General features: G+C 41.1%; 19 protein-coding genes and 1 pseudogene. 5 read left to right on the forward strand and 15 right to left on the reverse strand.

The window, feature by feature from the left end; all coding sequences use genetic code 11:
* The first annotated feature begins 230 nt into the window (after positions 1-230).
* The 3 genes and pseudogenes from trxA to F907_RS03475 form a co-directional block, all read left to right on the forward strand.
* The gene (trxA, locus tag F907_RS03485) at positions 231-557 is read left to right on the forward strand and encodes a thioredoxin (RefSeq protein WP_005239599.1); all 327 of its coding nucleotides are present in this window, start codon (positions 231-233) and stop codon (positions 555-557) included.
* A gap of 330 nt (positions 558-887) precedes the next feature.
* A complete protein-coding gene (rho, locus tag F907_RS03480; RefSeq protein ID WP_004881796.1) occupies positions 888-2,156 on the forward strand; it encodes a transcription termination factor Rho in 1,269 nt (422 codons plus the stop codon).
* Positions 2,157-2,545: 389 nt separating this feature from the next.
* A pseudogene (locus tag F907_RS03475) lies at positions 2,546-2,743 on the forward strand (hypothetical protein); the annotation flags it as partial.
* A gap of 171 nt (positions 2,744-2,914) precedes the next feature.
* On the opposite strand, the gene F907_RS03470 reads toward F907_RS03475, so the two are convergent.
* Genes F907_RS03470 through pheS form a run of 3 tightly spaced genes read right to left on the reverse strand, consistent with a single transcriptional unit; the run spans position 2,915 to position 6,603 of the window.
* Positions 2,915-3,211, reverse strand: coding sequence for an integration host factor subunit alpha (locus F907_RS03470; protein WP_000126166.1), 297 nt, complete (start codon positions 3,209-3,211; stop codon positions 2,915-2,917).
* Positions 3,208-5,589, reverse strand: coding sequence for a phenylalanine--tRNA ligase subunit beta (gene pheT / locus F907_RS03465; protein ID WP_016653018.1), 2,382 nt, complete (start codon positions 5,587-5,589; stop codon positions 3,208-3,210). Before pheT ends, F907_RS03470 begins: the two co-directional genes overlap by 4 nt.
* A 33-nt stretch (positions 5,590-5,622) precedes the next feature.
* Positions 5,623-6,603: a phenylalanine--tRNA ligase subunit alpha gene (pheS, locus tag F907_RS03460; RefSeq protein WP_005239606.1), complete on the reverse strand. Its 981-nt coding sequence runs from the start codon at positions 6,601-6,603 to the stop codon at positions 5,623-5,625.
* Positions 6,604-6,836: 233 nt separating this feature from the next.
* Here pheS and F907_RS03455 point away from each other — a divergent pair, with 233 nt between their 5' ends.
* Positions 6,837-7,838 (forward strand): hypothetical protein, encoded by a 1,002-nt coding sequence (locus F907_RS03455; RefSeq protein WP_016653019.1) that lies wholly within the window; start codon positions 6,837-6,839, stop codon positions 7,836-7,838.
* 57 nt (positions 7,839-7,895) lie between these two features.
* Here the strand turns inward: F907_RS03455 and F907_RS03450 are convergent, their stop codons facing one another.
* The 5 genes from F907_RS03450 to rpmI form a co-directional block, all read right to left on the reverse strand.
* Positions 7,896-8,093: a hypothetical protein gene (locus tag F907_RS03450; protein WP_005239609.1), complete on the reverse strand. Its 198-nt coding sequence runs from the start codon at positions 8,091-8,093 to the stop codon at positions 7,896-7,898.
* A gap of 105 nt (positions 8,094-8,198) precedes the next feature.
* Positions 8,199-8,576, reverse strand: a complete 378-nt coding sequence (locus F907_RS03445) for a hypothetical protein (protein WP_016653020.1) — start codon at positions 8,574-8,576, stop codon at positions 8,199-8,201.
* A gap of 24 nt (positions 8,577-8,600) precedes the next feature.
* Positions 8,601-9,158: an NADAR family protein gene (locus F907_RS03440; protein WP_016653021.1), complete on the reverse strand. Its 558-nt coding sequence runs from the start codon at positions 9,156-9,158 to the stop codon at positions 8,601-8,603.
* Between the two features lie 92 nt (positions 9,159-9,250).
* A complete protein-coding gene (rplT, locus tag F907_RS03435; protein WP_004655655.1) occupies positions 9,251-9,610 on the reverse strand; it encodes a 50S ribosomal protein L20 in 360 nt (119 codons plus the stop codon).
* An 11-nt stretch (positions 9,611-9,621) separates the two neighbouring features.
* Positions 9,622-9,816, reverse strand: a complete 195-nt coding sequence (gene rpmI / locus F907_RS03430) for a 50S ribosomal protein L35 (RefSeq protein ID WP_004637967.1) — start codon at positions 9,814-9,816, stop codon at positions 9,622-9,624.
* 236 nt (positions 9,817-10,052) lie between these two features.
* On the opposite strand from rpmI, the gene F907_RS03425 reads away from it, so the two are divergent.
* Positions 10,053-11,306, forward strand: a complete 1,254-nt coding sequence (locus tag F907_RS03425; RefSeq protein WP_016653022.1) for an MFS transporter — start codon at positions 10,053-10,055, stop codon at positions 11,304-11,306.
* 33 nt (positions 11,307-11,339) lie between these two features.
* On the opposite strand, the gene F907_RS03420 is transcribed toward F907_RS03425, so the two are convergent.
* The 7 genes from F907_RS03420 to thrS all read right to left on the reverse strand — a co-directional run bounded on the left by F907_RS03420 (position 11,340) and on the right by thrS (position 16,953).
* Positions 11,340-11,765, reverse strand: coding sequence for a YqaA family protein (locus tag F907_RS03420; protein WP_016653023.1), 426 nt, complete (start codon positions 11,763-11,765; stop codon positions 11,340-11,342).
* Positions 11,766-11,829: 64 nt separating this feature from the next.
* On the reverse strand, positions 11,830-12,681 hold the full coding sequence (locus F907_RS03415; protein WP_016653024.1) for an arylamine N-acetyltransferase family protein: 852 nt from the start codon (positions 12,679-12,681) through the stop codon (positions 11,830-11,832).
* A 120-nt stretch (positions 12,682-12,801) separates the two neighbouring features.
* On the reverse strand, positions 12,802-13,251 hold the full coding sequence (locus tag F907_RS03410; protein WP_016653025.1) for a hypothetical protein: 450 nt from the start codon (positions 13,249-13,251) through the stop codon (positions 12,802-12,804).
* Positions 13,248-13,868 (reverse strand): glutathione S-transferase N-terminal domain-containing protein, encoded by a 621-nt coding sequence (locus F907_RS03405; RefSeq protein WP_005239641.1) that lies wholly within the window; start codon positions 13,866-13,868, stop codon positions 13,248-13,250. The genes F907_RS03410 and F907_RS03405 overlap by 4 nt, the downstream gene beginning before the upstream one ends.
* Before the next feature lie 127 nt (positions 13,869-13,995).
* Positions 13,996-14,316: a DUF7709 family protein gene (locus F907_RS03400; protein WP_016653026.1), complete on the reverse strand. Its 321-nt coding sequence runs from the start codon at positions 14,314-14,316 to the stop codon at positions 13,996-13,998.
* A gap of 157 nt (positions 14,317-14,473) precedes the next feature.
* Complete coding sequence (infC, locus tag F907_RS03395) at positions 14,474-15,025, reverse strand: translation initiation factor IF-3 (RefSeq protein WP_079281829.1); 552 nt, start codon at positions 15,023-15,025, stop codon at positions 14,474-14,476.
* Positions 15,026-15,030: 5 nt separating this feature from the next.
* Positions 15,031-16,953 (reverse strand): threonine--tRNA ligase, encoded by a 1,923-nt coding sequence (gene thrS, locus F907_RS03390; protein WP_016653027.1) that lies wholly within the window; start codon positions 16,951-16,953, stop codon positions 15,031-15,033.
* Positions 16,954-17,105 lie beyond the last annotated feature (152 nt).

Consider the following 17,105-nt stretch of genomic DNA (forward strand, 5'->3'; position numbering starts at 1 on the left):
ACATGCTTACAATTTTAAAGTCATTTTAAGCAATAAAAGCCACGTATTTTCGCTTTTCGTGCATAAATGATTGTAGAAGTCGATGATCAACATCGTGAGCATCCATTAGACTTTTCATTTTCAAACTTGAATAATCGGAACAAACCCTTACATTCAGTAAAGTAGCAATGTAATATTCATCGTGATGATGATCAAATTCGCACTTTATTCCTTAAATTTGGAGCAACCTCATGTCTGCGACTATTGTTAATACAACTGATGCAAACTTCCAAGCAGATGTTTTAGATGCTGAAACTCCTGTACTTGTTGATTTCTGGGCTGGCTGGTGTGCGCCATGTAAAGCCATTGCACCTGTACTTGAAGATTTATCCAATGAATATGCAGGTAAAGTAAAAATCGTTAAAGTTGACGTGACTGCATGTGAAGATACTGCTGTAAAATACAATATCCGTAATATTCCAGCATTATTGATGTTTAAAAATGGTGAAGTTGTTGCTCAACAAGTTGGCGCAGCACCACGTTCAAAGCTTGCAGCTTTCATTGACCAAAACATCTAATTCGATTGTTACATGGTCAATAGATGAAATACGCTATTTTTTTAAATGGCGTATTTCTTCGTAAAAATTGACAATTTGCTTGATTTCCTCTATATTTCTGGATCAAGAAGCTTTGAATGGAATCTACTTCATTGCGCTTCTTACAAGACACAAAACATAAGATCGCCGCTCGGCAATAACAATTGTTTTCACATTTCTCTCTGAAACAATGAACCAGACTACTGAATCGTGGTTGTGTAAATACAATTACCTCAGCATGTATGTATGCGGTCGATTTTTTATTCTTTCCCTAACGTAGTCCTCCACTTATTCCATTCTGTCTGACCACTTATGAACTTAACTGAACTCAAGAAAAAACCCATTGGCGAACTCATCAAAATTGCGGAGTTTATGGGCCTTGAAGGCATGGCACGTAACCGTAAACAAGATATTATTTTTGCCATTCTAAAACGCCATGCCATGAATGGCGAAGAAATCTTTGGTGATGGTGTTCTCGAAATTCTTTCTGATGGTTTTGGCTTTTTACGCTCTGCGGCTGGTTCATATTTAGCGGGACCAGATGACATTTACGTCAGCCCATCACAGATTCGCCGTTTTAACCTGCGTACAGGTGATACCATTACGGGTACGATTCGTCCACCTAAAGAAGGTGAGCGTTATTTTGCTTTATTGAAAGTAAACCAAATTAACTACGATACACCTGAAAATTCACGTAATAAGATTTTATTTGAAAACCTTACACCGCTATTTCCAACTGAACAATTGGTCATGGAACTCGGTAATGGTACAACTGAAGACTTGACTTCTCGTGTTGTCGATTTGATTGCCCCGATCGGTAAAGGTCAACGCTCGATTATTGTTGCGCCACCGAAAGCGGGTAAAACAATGTTATTGCAAACTATTGCGCAATCCATTGTTCGTAATAACCCTGAAGTATTCTTAATTGTGCTTTTAATTGACGAACGCCCTGAAGAAGTCACGGAAATGGAACGTACCGTCCGTGGTGAAGTCGTCGCATCAACATTTGATGAAGCGCCTGCCCGCCACGTTCAAGTTGCCGAAATGGTGATTGAGAAAGCGAAACGTCTGGTTGAACACAAAAAAGATGTTGTCATCTTACTGGATTCGATTACCCGTCTTGCCCGTGCTTACAATACCGTGATTCCTTCATCAGGTAAGGTATTGACGGGTGGTGTCGATGCACACGCCCTCGAACGTCCAAAACGTTTCTTTGGTGCTGCACGTAATATCGAAGAAGGCGGTTCACTGACTATTATCTCGACTGCGTTGATTGAAACGGGCAGTAAGATGGATGATGTCATCTACGAAGAGTTTAAAGGTACAGGTAACCAAGAGATTACCCTTGACCGTCGTATTGCTGAGAAACGCGTGTTCCCTGCAATGAACATCAAGAAATCAGGTACTCGTCGCGAAGAACGCTTAATGGGTGAAGAAAATCTACGTAAAGTTTGGATTTTACGTAAATTACTGCATCCAATGGATGAACTTGCTGCGATGGAATTCCTGTTAGATCGAATGAAAGAAACCAAAACCAATGATGACTTCTTTGATCAAATGAAACGGAAAGCATCGACTTAAGTTTCAGTCTAAAAAAGCTACCTTAATGGTAGCTTTTTTTATTTGGTTGACACGCTTACAGAATTTTTACATGAATAATGAAAATTCTTCAATTTTTATATCAAATTGATTTAATTAAAAATATTTTAAAAACCTTATCTAGAACACATAATTTACCGATTTAAATTTTATTATCCATAGTTATTTTCTATCAAAAAATAGCCAAATTCTGCCCATTTTTGTCGTTTTGTTGGACAGAACAGTAGTAATTCATGAATGGCTTTGATAGGATAGCGACAGACCAGTTAGACTGCTCCCTGCGTTGTTACCTAAAGCGTTTAGGAATAATAAAAGCACAAACAGACTAACTCAGGTTTTTTTTAATCTCACAAATTTATGAGAGTGATGCCATGTTATTCAAAAAATTCGCTGTTGTTGCTGCTATTGCTACTACTTTAGCTTTCGTTGGTTGCTCTAAGAAAGAAGAAGCTCCAGCTACTGACGCTACTGCTGCTGCTTCTGAAGCTGTAGCTGCTGCTTCTGACGCTGTAGAAGCTGTTGACGCTGCTGCTTCTGACGTTGCTGCTGCTGCTTCTGACGTTGCTGCAACTACTGAAGCTGCTGCTTCTGACGTTGCTGCTGAAGCTGCTCCTGCTGAAGCTTCTGCTGCTCAATAATCTAATTTTAGATTATAAAAAAGAGAACCTAACGGTTCTCTTTTTTATGTCTAATTTTTTGGTCCAAAAATAAAACTTAAAATATAAGTATAAAAAAGCAGATCAATCGATCTGCTCATTTCCAACACGCTGTCTAAATTTCTGACCCGCTCGGAAGGTGACCACACGACGGGCAGAGATCGGAATCTCCTCACCCGTCTTTGGATTACGTCCTGGACGTTCACGTTTGTCACGTAATTCGAAATTACCGAAGCCAGAAAGTTTGACTTGTTCGCCAGCAATTAATGCCTGACTGATTTCGTCAAAGAATAGCTCGACCATTTGTTTTGCTTCGCGGCGATTTAAGCTAGTAAGCTCACTTAAATGGTCCGCCATATCTGCTTTTGTTAATGCTGTCATGAGGCCCTCAATGTCGCTTGGTAAGTGTCTTCCAACACTTGAATAATGTTATCCATACCAGATTTAATTTCAGCATCTTCAAGCGTACGAGTTGGATGTTGCCAGAGCACTGCAAAAGCTAGAGAGCGTTTGCCTTGTTCAACCCCTTGGCCCGTATACACATCGAACAACCATGTTGAGTCAAGTAACTCGCCACCAGTTTGCTCAATTAACCGCTGAATATCTCTTACCTCAATATTATCAGAGATTAAAAGCGCAATATCACGTCTAACCGATGGAAAACGTGATAATTCTGTAAAATTAGATACATAAGATTGCAAAACAGCCTGTTGATCCAGCTCAGCAACCCAAGTTGTACCCAAATCCAGTTCACTTTCCAACGATGGATGTAAGCGACCGAGATAACCAATCGACTGTCCATTCACCAAAATCTCAGCTGACTGACCCGGATGTAACCAAGCACGTTCCGTACGAACAAACTCAGCACCGATACGCCCCGCAGCCAAAATCTCTTCAACCTCACCTTTGAAATCAAAGAAATCCATTGCCTGCGGCTTCGCATGCCAAGACTCTGGGGTACGTGAGCCAACAGCGATTAATGCCAAGGTTGGAATCTGTTTTAGGTCATGGATGCTTTGTGCATTTTGATAATCAAAACGCAGACCAAGCTCAAAGAAACGTACACGCTGTTGCTGACGGTTTAAATTGTACTGTACACATGGGATCAGACTTGATAACAAGGTACTGCGCATTGCGGCCAAATCACTTGAAATTGGATTAGCCAGCATTAACGGATGTACATTTGGATTCAATTGCTTTTCAAGCTTGGCATCAGCAAAACTAAAGCTAATGGCTTCTTGGTAACCTAATGTCACCGCAGTTTGACGCAATTGTGCAATTTCAAAACGGTCTTGATACTTTTCCAGTTTCACATCAATTTTTGGCAAACTGATTTGAATATTGTCATAGCCGTGAATACGCGCCACTTCTTCAATCAGATCTTGATAAATTGCCATATCATAACGATGTGATGGCGGAACGACGCTCCATTCACCTTGTGCTTTACTTTCAACCACACAGCCCAAACGTGTTAACGCATCAGCAATAAAATCGCCCGCCACTTGATAACCCAACAACTGGTCTACTTGTGCTTGTTTTAATGCAATCGCTTCACGCTTTGGCAATAAAGCAACTTGCTCAGCAACTGTAATTGGACCAAACTCACCGCCTGCAAAGGCTTGAATCAACTCAGAAGCACGATGCATTGCGATCATTGGCAACTCAAAGTCCACACCACGCTCATAGCGCTGAGATGAATCAGTATGCAAACCGAAACGACGTGCACGACCTGCAATGGCTAAAGGTGCAAAGAATGCGCTTTCAAGGAAGATATCTTGAGTCTCATCGATTACCGATGAATCCAGCCCACCCATGATCCCTGCAATCGCCAATAACTTCTGGTCATCTGCAATGACCATCATGTCATCTTGCAATTCAACTTCTTGATCATTAAGCAAGGTCAATTTTTCTTGAGGTTGTGCTTGGCGCACTTGAATTGAACCGTCGATTTTGGCCAAGTCAAAGGCATGCATCGGTTGACCAAGTTCAAGCAATACATAGTTGGTAATATCGACCAAAATACTATGCGTGCGAATGCCTGAACGTGACAATGCTTGTTCCATCCATTCAGGTGTCGGCGCTTTCACATTCACATTCTTAACGATACGACCTAAATAACGAGGCGTACCCTCTGTGCTGATGTTAACCGTTTTCTCATCCGCGATGGTCGCTGGAATGGCTTGAATCTTCGGTTCATTCAGTTCAAGCTGGTTAATGACTGCGATTTCACGGGCAATACCACGAATACTGAAACAATCACCACGGTTTGGCGTAATACTGATGTCAATCACATTGTCATCAAGTTTTAAATATTCACGAATATTCATTCCCACTGGCGCATCAGCAGGCAATTCTAACAAACCATCAATTTTGTCTTCTAAATCAATTTCAGAAGCACCGCAAAGCATGCCTTGAGACTCAACACCACGTAACTTGCCTTTTTTAATTTTAAAATCACCTGGCAGTACTGCACCAATCGTCGCAACAGGGGCTTTCATGCCCACGCGAACATTTGGCGCACCACATACGATCTGTAAGGGTTCACCTGAACCGATATTAATCGTAGTCACACGTAAACGATCTGCATCTGGGTGTTGTTCAACTGTGAGCACTTCACCGACAACTACACCCGTAAATGGTTTTGCAACAGGTGCTAACTCATCAACTTCCAAACCCAACATGGTCAATTGATCAGACAATGTATCGCTATCAATGGCTGGGTTTACCCAGCTGCGCAACCAATTTTCACTAATTTTCATGTGTATAAACCTTCTTTAATCCTGAAAAACTGTTTAGGCAAACTGGCGTAAGAAACGCACATCATTTTGGTAGAACATACGTAAATCATTGATGCCATAACGCAACATTGCAAAACGCTCTACCCCTAGACCAAAGGCAAAGCCCTTGTATTTATCAGGATCAATTCCTGCAGCACGCAGTACATTTGGATGTACCATGCCACAGCCTAAAACTTCTAACCAACGACCACGTTCATCCATGATATCCACTTCAGCGCTTGGCTCAGTGAATGGGAAGTAAGATGGACGGAAACGTACTTTTAAATCTTTTTCAAAGAATTCATTGAGCAAGTTAATCAACAAACCCTTTAACTCAGCAAAACTGGTATTTTCAGCAACGTACAACCCTTCGATCTGATGGAACATTGGCGAATGGGTTTGATCCGAGTCACAACGATAAACACGCCCCGGACACACGATACGGATCGGCGGCTGGCTGGTTTCCATGGTTCGGATTTGCACACCCGAAGTATGGGTACGTAGCAGATGAGTTGCGTCAAAGTAAAAGGTGTCGTGCATGGCACGGGCTGGGTGATGCCCAGGAATATTTAGGGCTTCAAAGTTGTGATAGTCATCTTCAACTTCTGGACCGTGTGCTACTTGGAAACCTGCTTTGGTAAAGAATTGGCAAATACGCTCTTGTACCTGAGTAACAGGATGAATACTCCCCATGCGCTGACCGCGACCTGGTAAAGTAATATCAATGGTTTCACTTGCCAGTTTTTTTGCAAGTTCAGCTTGTTGTAATGTCTGTTGACGCTCAGTCAAAGCTGTATTGATTGCTTCACGCACAGCATGAATCGCAGCACCTTGTACTTTTCGCTCTTCAGGATCCATTTTGCCAAGCGCTTTCGACTGCTCTGCAAGCTGGCTTTTCTTCCCTGTAAATTGCACACGAACTTGATCGAGTGCAGCAAGGTCTTGAGCCGCTGCAATGGCAGCAAGCGCTTCAGTGGTCAGGGCTTCCAGTGACATAGTAACTCTCAAAGCAACAAAATATAGAAATATAATAAAACGCTATAGTTTATCAGCTTTTTACCTATTTTATGAAGATAAACCACTGTTTAAATAGCATCCTTTTTCGATCATAAATCTGAAGATAAAATCGCCAGATCACCCAATTAATCCTTTAAATTTTCGTAAAAAAATGCTCAATAATTGAATAAAATGTATAAGATAACGATATCCGTCAATGAGAAAGAATAACGATGGCGCTTGATCAAATCTGGAAACAACAGCTTACACTTGTGACTTATGGCAATGAGTTTCTTGCAGGTGAACTCAATTTTAGCCGCTGGATTGAACATCCGATTCTCAATCAAAATCGACTGGTCTTTAGAGATTTACTCTCCCAGCACCTGTTGGCACAACACTTCCAGATTTGGCTTGAAGGCTTGAAAAAACAAGGGGTTAAAAAACTCAGCCTACATTTATCCAGCGTACTGAATGATGAGCAAAACCCCAATGCCAATGTCGAGCTACTTCCCTTTGCACATTTTATTGTGAGCCACCAAGGCAATAAAAAAACCGCGTGGATTTGTGGGCAAGAACTGGCTGAATGGGATAACAGTGATCAAGCCTTTGATGCTCCTTCATCACAACAAATCACCCTCCGCCAAGAAGTATTGTGGCGTTATGAGTTGAATGATAAATTCGCTAAAAAAATTGATACCGACTTACAGAAGGTCAATTGGAATCAGGCGGCCATTTTCTTGGAGAAAGAACTGTTTGACAGCAAATACGCAGAACATTTCTCAGAACCAGAACAACAAGATTTGCCTTTCTATGGCTATGAACTCGACCCGATCAGTCCACCAAACCCGCAACTCGCCTTAATTCCAACCGATTATCCTGCAGATGTTGCACATCGTCTCTTACATCGGACTCAAGCTTTGGCTGATTATTTGCAACAACAAAGACAACATCCCTATACAACGACAGGCCAATTGCTTAGCCCTGAAGAACAAATCAATTTACGTAATTTTTCACAGAAGACCGATGATTTATTTGCCAAGCTGATTGTGAAAACAGCAAATCATTACCAGACGGCTCAATTGACAGCGGAAGAACCTGAAATCATTGATCGAACCATGGAAATCCCGCATCAACCTGATAAAGCCCAGCATCATAAAGTGGGTGCATCAGGTGTGATTAAACTGATTATCTTGACTGTGATTATCTGTCTGCTTGCTTATTATTTTGGCCTGTAATCACCCTGCAAATAAAAAAACCTAGATCACATCCTCTAGGTTTTTTCTTTTATCGAATTAGAATGTCGGTCGAATTGTTATAATGACTTTATGCCCACCATCATGCTGATTGACAATGTGATGCACATTTGCAATTTCACCCTCAACTTCAGCATCTGGCCCATAAAAAATTCGGATGGTTTCACCCTTTCTTGGCACGATACTCAGTTCAGTTTCAAATGCGCCTTGCTGTAACCCTTCTACACTCACTAACATGTTTTTACCCTGATGTTGTTTTCTCTACTGTAAAAAGATTCCAGTGCAAAAGTCTAATCGAACCTGTTTGGGTTATGTAATCTTCAAGTCAATCAAGAGATTGATTTAATCCTCATAATCCAAGTCATCTTCATCCACATTGATAAAGTCTGGTTCAGGCGTTTGTTCAAATTGTACGGCGAGAATATCTTTTTGTTGAAGTAAACTGGCTTTAGCGACACGATGCATTCCATCCATGACTCTCCCTTGCGCACACAAGATAATTGGATAACTTAGATCAGCGTCTTGAATCAATTGAAAGTGCTCAATGATTTGTTGGGTTGTTGGATATTGATCTGGAAACCAATAGGCTTCGTTTAACTCTTGAATATCAGCCAATAAAACCTTCTTAGGCATCAAGTTTTGGGTTAACTTAAGCAAATGATGTACATCCCAGATATAAGTATCCTTACCCACTGCTCTAAAGTGATATTGTCTGCGCATAATTACTCCTAGATCAGCTAAATACTACAAAGTTGAAAGCTGGATACGAACCTGCATGAGTGCAAAACCAAGTAAGTTTAGCCCCTGCCATTGGCTCGGATCTTGGATCTGCTGGTGATCTTGTGCCAGACCAATTCCCCAAACCTTATCAACAGGCGATGCTTCAACCAAAATACGATCATGTGTGGCAAGTAAGAAATCGCTTAATTCTGGATATTGTGAGAATTTGGCCAAATTTGCCTGTACCACGATTTCAAAACGTTTTTGCTGCCAGAGCTGTTCATCATAGTGCTGTACTTTACGACCGAGCTGTTTTGCTTCATTTGGATGTGTGACCTTCAAAATCTGATCAAATACCTCATCATCATTAAAGAGTTTGGCTTTTTGTGCCATCATATAATGTTCAGCCGTGAGATATTCAACGCCATCCTGTTTAAATGGCGATGGAAACCACTGGCTAAAACAACTTTTATCCACATGATTGTTTTGCTTTGGGGTATGTCCCCAGAAATATAAATATTTAAATTGACGCCCTTGTTGGACTTGTTGAATTAAATCATTTAAAAATTGTTCGTCTTGCATCATCTATCTCTGATTATTATCTATTGTTGAAAATCCAATACCCTAAAAATAAAAAAGACCGCTAAAAAGCGGCCTTCTTTGAATCTCTAAGCTTATGCAGCTAATGCGCCTTTAGCTTTTTCAGCTAAAGCAGCAAATGCGATTGCATCATGCATAGCGATGTCAGCTAATACGCGACGGTCGATGATCACTTGAGCTTTTTTCAAGCCATCGATCATACGGCTGTATGACAAACCGTTTTGACGAGCACCAGCATTGATACGCGCAATCCATAAAGCACGGAATTGACGTTTCTTTTGACGGCGGTCACGGTAAGCGTATTGACCAGCTTTGATTACCGCTTGGAACGCTACGCGATAAACGCGTGAACGAGCACCATAGTAACCTTTAGCGCGAGCAAGAATTTTTTTGTGACGGCGATGAGCCACTACACCACGTTTTACACGAGCCATTTATAATCTCCTTAGATGTATGGGCACATAGCACGAACTGATGCAACGTCACTTACGTGAACCATTACACAACCGCGCAATTGACGGATACGCTTAGCAGATTTTTTGGTCAAAATGTGGCGCTTGAATGCTTGTTTGCGCTTGAAACCGTTTGCAGTCGCTTTAAAGCGTTTAGCTGCACCACGGCGAGTTTTTAACTTAGCCATAGTAACCTCTTTTGGGCACCTGTTCGGCACGTTTGCACTATTGCAAATCAACCTGCAGGTAAGGAAGGCAGTATCATATAGTATCTCTACCCAAAACAAAAGCAGAATGCTCATTTTTTGACAGAAATAGCGCTGTTTTCAGCAAACGTTATTTCCCATAATTAATTCTCAAACGATGAGAAACATGCACAAAATCAGCGCATATAATAAATACAAATTCTTAAATCTCTATCCATATGAATATACAGAATGACGCTTTCGCCGCCTTGCGCTATCGGGATTTCTCTATCGTCACCCTCAATCAATTTTGCTTAACGCTGGCGATCTTGATTCAGGAAATTATCGTGGCGTATTCACTCTATCAAATCACACGTGACCCACTTACGCTGGGTTTCATTGGTCTGGCCGAAGCGATTCCCTTCATCACCCTGTCCTTATGGGGGGGATATTTTGCGGATAAGCTGAATAAGCAAAGTATTATGAAAGTCTGTTTATTCTTTTCCATTCCTTTGCCTTTGGTGCTTTGGAGCTTATTCCATTTACATGGCTTAGAAAAAATTGGCATTAGCACGCTGTCTTGGGGTATCTATGCCGTCATCTTTGCCTTAGGCACCATTCGGGGTTTTTACAATCCATCTGCGACCTCACTGAAACCTTTTTTGATTCCACGTGAACTGTATGCCAATGGTGCCACTTGGACCACTATTGGCTGGCAAAGTGGTGTGATCATTGGGCCAATGCTGGGTGGTTTTATGCTGGCCTTTCTTGGCCGAGAAAACAGTCTCTTTGCCGTATCGATCTTATTGGCGGTCTGTTTTATTTTGATTAATTGCTTACAGAACCGTACTTTCCCAAAAATGGAAACTGAGAATGTCCTGCAAAGCCTGACCGATGGTTTCCGCTTTATCTGGAAAACCAAGATTGTTCTGTGGGCTATTTCACTGGATCTCGTTTCCGTTCTATTTGGTGGCGTGATTGCCCTTTTGCCGATTTTTGCTGAAGAAATTTTAAAGGTGGGGCCTGAAGGTCTTGGCTATTTACGTGCTGCGCCATCGATTGGTGCACTAATCACCATGATTGTACTAACCAAGTTCCCTCCTATGCATCATGCGTGGCGTAATATGCTGTTGGCCGTCGCGGGCTTTGGTATTTTTACCATTTTGTTCGCCTTCTCAAACAATATGTGGTTGTCCCTATTTGCCCTAGCCATGACAGGGGCTTGTGACAGTGTTTCCGTTGTAGTTCGTCAAACTGTATTGCAAATTTTCCCACCCGAAAATATGCGAGGCCGTGTCGCAGCAGTAAACGGCATGTTTGTATCTTCAAGCAATGAACTAGGTGCTTTTGAATCAGGTCTCGCAGCTAAATATCTTGGCACCATCACCGCAACCATTCTTGGCGGTTGTATGACACTGGCGGTGGTGAGTTACTGCTGGTTTAAAACCAGTGACTTATTCAAAGTTGATATCACTAAAGGCAATAATCAATAAACTGAAAGGGAAAGCATCATATCTTTCCCTTTTTTAAAAGATTCCTAAATAGAGTGCGTATAAGGTGAGATATCGCCCACCTTTGGCGATTGTGACAATCAACAAGAATCGCCAAAAGTTTTCTTTCATCAACCCAGCAATCAAGGTAATGGGATCACCAATCACGGGCGTCCAACTCAGTAGCAATGAATAAAAACCATATTTATGATAAATCTGTTGTGCTTGTAGCAACCGTTGCTCTGAAACAGGAAACCATTTCTTATCTTTAAAATGTTCAATTTTCAGTCCAAGCCACCAATTCACACAGGAACCCAAGACATTACCAATGGTCGCAACTAAAATTAGATAAAAAGGATTTGAAAGTCCTTGTACCAATAATGTCATTAATACCGCTTCAGACTGTAACGGTAATAAGGTCGCAGCGCCAAAGGCTGAGAGAAATAATAAAAAATAGGACATCAAAACAGGATTCACTCAAACTAGGATCAGCACATCATCAAGAGCAGACCTTATAACGTGAACACTATGGATTCAAGGCTAATTTTGCCCAAGCTGCTTTAAGCTGCTGTTGCGAAATATTCATTCGAAATACGGTTTTAATCACATCCTCAAACGCTTCAAAAGTGGATAACTCTTTTTTATCAGATTGTCCTTTGCCATGAATTCGAAGTACACCATCTTTGAGCGTCGTACGTGCAATGGTGTTGGCTGTAAACAACATTAAATGCTGGGTAAACAAGGATTCAGGCGAGGTCGAAATATACCAATTGGCAACCAAGGCATCCGCATCTGCAATATGCTGTTGGGGGTTAATCGCATAGACATTCACCCACTGATCCTGAAGGTAAACTTGCAGCATATATTTCATCTCGGTTAATACCGAATGATCCAAACCACTCTGCTCGACATCTACCCATCTAAAGGGTTCTAATGGTGTTTGCTGTGTTTCACCAATTTGATCAAGAGACAAGGTCGTAGTTGGTGTCATCCCGCCAAATCCTGGATCATATAAGAACAATTGCTGATTGATACGAACCACTGTGACCAAATGTGTACGCACAGGTGTAGTGATCGGCGTACTCTGATAATAGACCCGACCCAACACGTTATAGGCTTCATAGCCCAATTCAGTCAGTGCAATTCTGGTCAAGGTACTCTGCTCAAGGCAATAGCCTTCGCGTCCATCAAACAATAATTTCTGAGCAAGTTGATAGGGTTCTAAAGAGACCTCCTCTCCAAGAAAAGAAGAAAAATTGCCAAAAGGAATGGTTTGCACATGCAGGTTTAGTAAGGTCTTAAGATGATCCAAGGTCGGTAAAAATTCGCCTTCAAAACCAAGCTTTTTTAAATAAAGGGCGGATATTTGAGTTTGCATGATACGTTATCTTTTTTGAACTTAAAGCATCGTAGCTTGAACATGCGCAGACCAGATGAAAAATTACACAATTATAAAACAACCATGCTAAGAGAAATAAAAGTATGGTTTTACCAGAAATTAGTTTTTGCTTTTGGCTGTTCTTGATCGGACAGAAAAATGTACGACTGAAAAAATGAATGGAAAAAGAAATCCGATCCAAAAGGTCAGATCAGACCTGACCATTTTTTGGTACCAGGTCAGCTGTATTTCACCCGCAGAGACTGCTGCCCAGTCAATAGGCACGGTAAGATCAAGATAAATGTATAACACTAGATATACATTTAAAAATCCAACAAACACCACTGTACTGAAATATGAATTTCCTGTTTCAAGCTGCAACCAAGCAAATAAAGATGAAAAAATTAAACTGAGACTTCCGATAAAGGCGAAAACAATAAACCAGAAAATATCAATTCCAAGAAAATACTGCATGAGGCTGCATGAAATTGCCGTTATCAACAACAATCCCATCGCAATCACCCAATGTTTGAAATAGCAACGCCATCCAGCCTTTTGATTCGGGCTCATCCCACTTTGATCGATAAGGCTTTTTGTATCGCAGGACGAGCTGTAAGACGTTCAATGTAGTCTTTCACATAAGGATAGTCCTCAAGTTGAATACCTTGCCACTCGTAACGTAATGCCCAAGGCAAGATTGCCATATCGGCAATCGAGTATTCACCTGCCACAAACTTTTGCCCAATCAATTGCTTATTTAAAACAGTATAAAGTCTTTTGGTTTCATTGATATAACGTTCAATGGCATAAGGAATTCGTTCGGGTGCAAATTTATTGAAATGATGATTTTGTCCCAGCATTGGACCAAAACCGCCCATTTGCCACATCAACCACTGTTCCACCTCAACACGCTCTTGTTCATCTGTTGGATAAAACAGTCCAGTTTTTCGACCTAAATATTGCAAGATCGCACCTGACTCAAACACTGAAATCGGTTCACCTCGTGGGCCATTTTGATCAACAATTGCTGGAATTTTATTATTGGGAGAAATTCTTAGAAAATCAGGTTGAAACTGATCGTTTTCTAAAATATTAATTGGGAAAATCTGATAGTCGAGTCCCATTTCCTCTAAGGCAATTGTTATTTTATGCCCATTGGGTGTCCCCCAATAATATAAGTCAATCATTTATATTGTCCTGTTCATCATTATCTTGACTGTTTTTTGCGTTATAGCACACTTTCTACTTACTGATCAGCAAATAAGCACGAAAAGAAACAATAAAGCCGTGTTTTCAAAGACAATGTTTGGAAACTTAAACTTGGCTTTGCAAGAATTCTCTGGCCTTTTCACCGACAAATTTACGACCTGCATTGCTGCCATTGATCCATTCATCAACAGAAAATAAATCAAACATACCGACTTTGAATAAGGTGGGTACAGCCAAAGTTAACTCGTCTTCTACAGTGCCACGAACGCCTGCATTATAGAGATTAATATTGTGCAACATGGTGGCAACTGTTCCTGTTTGGACACGACTGCCATCTTTGAGTTTAACCTGAGGCAGAACCTCACCGTCTTGTACTACTTTTTGATTAATTTCAGAGAGTTGTTCTGTACCTATGATTATAGACATGTATTTTTTCCTATTTTGGAATAGTGTAATTATCCGGCAAGCAAGCCTTGTCTGTTTTCATTATACCGAATGATGCTTAACGTTTTTTTAATAAAACAACCTATGATTTTAGACATAAAAAAGCACCGCCTATTGCGGTGCTTTTTCTAAGAAAAAATTACTTTTTCTTTTTCGGACCAAGCAACATGCCCATCTGACGGCCTTCCATCTTCGGAGCTTGTTCAACAACACCAAACTCAGCAACGTCAGCTTCAATTTTTTGTAATTGAGCTAAACCAAGCTGTTGGTGTGCCATCTCACGACCACGGAAACGCAAAGTGATTTTCACCTTATTTCCTTCTTCAAGGAAACGTAAAATTGCACGCAATTTTACTTGGTAATCACCTACGTCCGTCGCTGGACGTAACTTGATTTCTTTCACTTGCACTTGATGCTGTTTTTTCTTCGCATCTTTTTGCTTCTGTTTCAAGTCAAATAAGTGCTTGTTGTAGTCCATGATCTTACAAACAGGAGGTTCTGCATTCGCCACAATCTCAACAAGGTCAAGATTAGCTTCTTCTGCAGCACGCAATGCTTCATTTAATGAAACAACACCTTTTTGTTCCCCATCTGCAGCGACGAGGCGTACTTCTTTCGCACGGATCTCATCGTTAATTGCAGGACGGTTACTTTTAGCACCTTGTTGTTGGTTACGGTCAGGCTGTTTAATCTTTATTACTCCACGATGTACCGGCCACGTTCGGCAACGGCAGATTTCACTAAGTCAATAAATGCATCTACTGACATAGTACCTAAATTTTTTCCTGAGCGAGTACGCACATTAACTGTACCTTCTTCAACTTCTCGATCACCGAGAACCAGAAGGTAAGGAATACGCTCTAGGGTACGCTCACGAATCTTAAATCCGATCTTTTCATTTCTCAAGTCAGAAATGGCACGAAGACCATTTTCTTTGAGTTTTGCGACCACTTGTTCACTTGCTTCCGCTTGTGAATCGGTAATATTCATCACACAAGCTTGGATTGGTGCAAGCCAAGGTGGCATGAAACCCGCATAGTGTTCAATTAGTATACCAATAAAACGCTCGAAACTGCCAAGAATTGCACGATGCAACATGACTGGGTGATCACGATCATTGTCTTCTGTCACAAAAGTAGCATCCAAACGCTCTGGCATATTTGGATCACACTGAATAGTACCGCACTGCCATACACGGCCTAAGCAGTCTTTCAATGAGAATTCAATTTTTGGACCATAGAATGCGCCTTCACCTGGTTGTAATTCCCAAGGTAAACCAGCGGCATCTAATGCATCTGCCAATGCTTTTTCAGCGGTATCCCACATTTCCTCACTACCTACACGTTTTTCAGGACGAGTAGATAATTTCATTTGAATTTCTTCAAAACCAAAATCTTTGTAAACAGCAAGTGTTAACTTGATAAAATCAGAAACTTCTTGTGCAATTTGGTCTTTGGTACAGAAGATATGCGCATCATCTTGAGTAAAACCACGAACACGCATAATGCCATGTAAAGAACCCGACGGTTCATTACGATGACAAGAACCAAACTCTGCTAGGCGAAGTGGTAGCTCACGATAAGATTTTAAACCTTGGTTAAACACTTGCACATGACATGGGCAATTCATTGGTTTTACAGCATAATGTCTATTCTCTGAATGAGTTGTAAACATATTCTCTGCATAGTTAGCCGCATGCCCTGATTTCTCCCATAGCACCAAATCAACGATTTGTGGTGTACGGATTTCTTGATAACCATTGTCTTGCTGAACTTTACGCATATATTGTTCAAGCACTTGGTAAATGGTCCAGCCATTCGGATGCCAGAACACCATACCCGGTGCTTCTTCTTGCATATGGAACAGGTCTAAAGCTTTACCAATTTTACGGTGGTCACGCTTTTCAGCTTCTTCAATACGTTTGATATAAGCAGCTAACTGCTTTTTGTCCGCCCAAGCAGTACCATAAATACGCTGTAGCTGTTCATTCTTCGCATCACCACGCCAGTAAGCACCAGAGATTTTAGTGAGTTTGAATGATTTTAAGAATTTAGTGTTTGGTACGTGCGGACCACGGCACATATCCAAATAATCTTGATGGTAGTACAAGCCCATTTGTGTTTCGTTCGGCATGTCTGCAATCAAGCGTAATTTGTATTCTTCGCCACGTGCTGTGAATTCTGCAATCACTTCATCACGTGGAGTCATCTTTTTGATGACGTCATAATCTTGGTCGATGAGCTTTTTCATGCGCTCTTCGATTGCAGCCATATCATCCAGAGTAAATGGACGTGGCATCCAGATGTCGTAGTAGAAACCTTCTTCGATCACCGGACCAATCACCATTTTCGCTTCTGGGAACAATTGCTTAACCGCATGTCCAACCAAGTGCGCACAAGAGTGACGAATGATTTCTAAACCTTCTTCATCTTTAGGGGTAATAATCTGAACTGTTGCATCTTCTGTGATTAAATCACAAGCATCCACCAAGCGATCATTGATACGGCCAGCAACTGTATTTTTTGCAAGACCCGGACCAATGCTTTGAGCAAGTTCCATCACGGAAATCGGATGATCAAACTGTTTCTGATCACCATTTGGTAAAGTAATGATTGGCATAATAAAATCCTTAAGGAGTGATGCCCTATACGAAGGAGCATATCACCGCGAGATTATGTATTGAGGCGTAGCCTCAAAAGATAAAAAACGGCGGATAAAAAAGTACCCAAGATTTTACACGGGTTTAGCTGTGGATGAAACCTCTGAACCAG

The organism is Acinetobacter colistiniresistens (assembly GCF_000413935.1).
GTDB lineage: Bacteria > Pseudomonadota > Gammaproteobacteria > Pseudomonadales > Moraxellaceae > Acinetobacter > Acinetobacter colistiniresistens.

Bases quoted from the DNA above. Each gene is read 5' to 3' on its own strand.
- trxA (WP_005239599.1), top strand. From the start codon at position 231: ATGTCTGCGACTATTGTTAATACAACTGATGCAAACTTCCAAGCAGAT.
- rho (WP_004881796.1), top strand. From the start codon at position 888: ATGAACTTAACTGAACTCAAGAAAAAACCCATTGGCGAACTCATCAAA.
- F907_RS03470 (WP_000126166.1), bottom strand. From the start codon at position 3,211: ATGACAGCATTAACAAAAGCAGATATGGCGGACCATTTAAGTGAGCTT.
- pheT (WP_016653018.1), bottom strand. From the start codon at position 5,589: ATGAAAATTAGTGAAAATTGGTTGCGCAGCTGGGTAAACCCAGCCATT.
- pheS (WP_005239606.1), bottom strand. From the start codon at position 6,603: ATGTCACTGGAAGCCCTGACCACTGAAGCGCTTGCTGCCATTGCAGCG.
- F907_RS03455 (WP_016653019.1), top strand. From the start codon at position 6,837: ATGGCGCTTGATCAAATCTGGAAACAACAGCTTACACTTGTGACTTAT.
- F907_RS03450 (WP_005239609.1), bottom strand. From the start codon at position 8,093: ATGTTAGTGAGTGTAGAAGGGTTACAGCAAGGCGCATTTGAAACTGAA.
- F907_RS03445 (WP_016653020.1), bottom strand. From the start codon at position 8,576: ATGCGCAGACAATATCACTTTAGAGCAGTGGGTAAGGATACTTATATC.
- F907_RS03440 (WP_016653021.1), bottom strand. From the start codon at position 9,158: ATGCAAGACGAACAATTTTTAAATGATTTAATTCAACAAGTCCAACAA.
- rplT (WP_004655655.1), bottom strand. From the start codon at position 9,610: ATGGCTCGTGTAAAACGTGGTGTAGTGGCTCATCGCCGTCACAAAAAA.
- rpmI (WP_004637967.1), bottom strand. From the start codon at position 9,816: ATGGCTAAGTTAAAAACTCGCCGTGGTGCAGCTAAACGCTTTAAAGCG.
- F907_RS03425 (WP_016653022.1), top strand. From the start codon at position 10,053: ATGAATATACAGAATGACGCTTTCGCCGCCTTGCGCTATCGGGATTTC.
- F907_RS03420 (WP_016653023.1), bottom strand. From the start codon at position 11,765: ATGTCCTATTTTTTATTATTTCTCTCAGCCTTTGGCGCTGCGACCTTA.
- F907_RS03415 (WP_016653024.1), bottom strand. From the start codon at position 12,681: ATGCAAACTCAAATATCCGCCCTTTATTTAAAAAAGCTTGGTTTTGAA.
- F907_RS03410 (WP_016653025.1), bottom strand. From the start codon at position 13,251: ATGAGCCCGAATCAAAAGGCTGGATGGCGTTGCTATTTCAAACATTGG.
- F907_RS03405 (WP_005239641.1), bottom strand. From the start codon at position 13,868: ATGATTGACTTATATTATTGGGGGACACCCAATGGGCATAAAATAACA.
- F907_RS03400 (WP_016653026.1), bottom strand. From the start codon at position 14,316: ATGTCTATAATCATAGGTACAGAACAACTCTCTGAAATTAATCAAAAA.
- thrS (WP_016653027.1), bottom strand. From the start codon at position 16,953: ATGCCAATCATTACTTTACCAAATGGTGATCAGAAACAGTTTGATCAT.